The following is a 2,848-nucleotide window of genomic DNA, read 5'->3' as shown; positions in this document are numbered from 1 at the left end:
ATTTGCATTTGTGAATGATTTTCCTAGTTTTAAGATTCCTGAAAATCTCAGCATTGCTAGCCAACTGGCTTATTGCTGGAGAAAGTGGCAACCAGGTAAAGTTTTATTGGTTTTCGATAATGTCACTGATATCAAGCAAATCAAAGACTACTTACCGCCCATGGGTTCTCGATTCAGGGTATTAATCACTACACGTAGCTCACAGTTACCCTATGCGTCAATTCCTCTAGGGGGATTACCAGAAACAGAGGCTCTAGAATTATTAGCAAACTTGTTAAGGCAAGAGTTTGATCAACAAGAGCTAGAGTTTGCCAAAACACTCTGTCAAAAAGTTCGCTTTGAACCTTTAGCTTTATACACTTTGGCAGGGCTGTTCTCAAAGCCAGGGAGTACATGATGCTAGAAGAAATTTTATTGCTCCTAGAGCAAAAGCAATCTCAAGAAGGTGACTGTAGTACAACAGATGTTGTGCTGGAACTCAATTGGGATTCTTTACAGTCTTCAGCTCAAACCATGGCTGGTCTCTTGAGTTTATTTGCTTTAGCTCCTATTTCCTGGTCATTAGTATCCCAGGCTGCTTCAGCTGCTAGCTTAAACTTTGATTTGGTAGTTAATCGTGATATCTTAGTTCAAAAGTATTTACTACAGAAGTTGGATGATAATACCTACCAACTTCAGGAACGGATTAGAGAATTTTTGAGTATCAAGGGGGAACAATTAGCTGATATTGAAATCCTCAAACAGGGCTTTTGTTCAGCTATCGTAGCAATAGCAAAGGATATTCCTCATACCCCAACTCAGTCAGACATTCTAGCAATTACTCCTGCTATCCCTCACCTGGTGGAAGTTGTCACTAAGCACAAGGATTACTTAAATGACGAAGATTTAATCTGGCCTTTTGTGGGCTTAGCCCGCTTTTACCAGGGTCAAGGAGCTTACCAGCAAGCATTGCCTTGGTATCAGCAATGCTTATCAACGGTTAGAGAGCGCTTGGGTGAAGAACACCTATATGTAGCAGAAAGCCTCAACAACCTGGCTTTACTGTACCAGAGCCAGGGGCGCTACCAAGAAGCGGAACCGATGTACCAGCAAGCCTTAGACCTGAGGCAAAGCCTGCTGGGTCAACAACACCCAGATGTGGCCACCAGCCTCAACAACCTGGCCGGACTGTACAAAAGCCAGGGGCGCTACCAAGAAGCCGAACCCCTCTTCCAGCAAGCCTTAGACCTGAGGAGACGCCTGCTGGGTGAAGAACACCCAGATGTGGCAAGAAGCCTCAACAACCTGGCCGGACTGTACAAAAGCCAGGGGCGCTACCAAGAAGCCGAACCCCTTTACCAGCAAGCCTTAGACCTGATGAAACGCCTGCTGGGTCAACACCACCCTAATGTGGCAACCAGCCTCAACAACCTGGCCGGACTGTACAAAAGCCAGGGGCGGTACCAAGAAGCGGAACCCCTTTACCTACAAGCCTTAGACCTGACGCAACGCCTCCTGGGTCAAGAGCACCCATATGTAGCAATCGTCCTCAACCACCTGGCCGGACTGTACTCAAGCCAGGGACGCTACCAAGAAGCGGAACCCCTGTACCAGCAAGCCTTAGACCTGAGGAAACGCCTGCTGGGTCAACACCACCCAGATGTAGCCACCAGCCTCAACAACCTGGCTTTAGTATACTGGAGCCAGGGACGCTACCAAGAAGCGGAACCCCTGTACCAGCAAGCCTTAGACCTGAGGAAACGTTTGCTGGGTCAACACCACCCAGATGTAGCCACCAGCCTCAACAACCTGGCAGTACTGTACGAGAGCCAGGGGCGGTACCAAGAAGCGGAACCCCTGTACCAGCAAGCCTTAGACCTGAGGAAACGCCTGCTGGGTCAACAACACCCAGATGTGGCAGAAAGCCTCAACAACCTGGCAGGACTTTACGAGAGTCAGGGGCGGTACCAAGAAGCGGAACCCCTGTACCAGCAAGCCTTAGAGCTGAGGAAACGCCTGCTGGATCAACAACACCCAGATGTGGCCACCAGCCTCAACAACCTGGCTTATCTGTACGAGCGCCAGGGATGCTACTGGGAAGCGGAACCCCTCTACCTGGAAGCCTTAGAGCTGAGGAAACGCCTCCTTGGTCAAGAACATCCAGATGTGACTACCACACTCAACAACCTGGCAGGACTGTACGAGAGCCAGGGGCGGTACCAAGAAGCGGAACCCCTGTACCAGCAAGCCTTAGAGCTGAGGAAACGCCTCCTTGGTCAACAACACCCAGATGTGGCCACTAGCCTCAACAACTTGGCTTATCTGTACGAGCGCCAGGGTCGATACGAACAGGCCGAACCCCTTTACCTGGAAGCCTTAGAACTGAGGAAACGCCTGCTGGGTCAACAACACCCAGATGTGGCCACCAGCCTCAACAACCTGGCAGTACTGTACGAGCGCCAGGGTCGATACGAACAGGCCGAACCCCTCTACCTCGAAGCCTTAGAGCTGAAGAAACGCCTGCTGGGTCAACAACACCCAGATGTGGCCACCAGCCTCAACAACCTGGCAGTACTGTACGAGCGTCAGGGGCGATACGAACAGGCCGAAACCCTCTACCTCGAAGCATTAGAGTTGAGGCAACGCTTGCTGGGTCAACAACACCCAAATGTAGCACAAAGCCTCAACAACCTGGCTTCTCTGTACTCAAGCCAGGGGCGCTACCAAGAAGCTAAACTCCTTTACCAACAGGCTCTACAGATTGCTGTCAAGCAGTTGGGAAAGGAACATCCTACAACCCGCACTATTTCCGGTAATTTGAAGAATCTATTGGGAAGATCCCAATTTGGCAAATCGGCTCAAACTAACG

General features: G+C 50.2%; 1 protein-coding gene and 1 pseudogene. Both read left to right on the top strand.

The annotated features are described in order from the left end of the window. A pseudogene (locus tag F6K38_RS38760) lies at window positions 1–397 on the top strand (NB-ARC domain-containing protein); the annotation flags it as partial. Then, window positions 397–2,848: tetratricopeptide repeat protein (locus tag F6K38_RS38755; RefSeq protein WP_287360249.1), on the top strand; the 2,452-nt coding region annotated here is incomplete at its 3' end. The pseudogene F6K38_RS38760 and the gene F6K38_RS38755, both read left to right, overlap by 1 nt.

The sequence above is a fragment of the Moorena sp. SIO3B2 genome (genome assembly GCF_010692525.1).
Taxonomy (GTDB): domain Bacteria; phylum Cyanobacteriota; class Cyanobacteriia; order Cyanobacteriales; family Coleofasciculaceae; genus Moorena; species Moorena producens.
The sequence above is the reverse complement of the archived record's forward strand: the minus strand, read 5'-3'. Positions and strand labels throughout refer to the sequence as shown.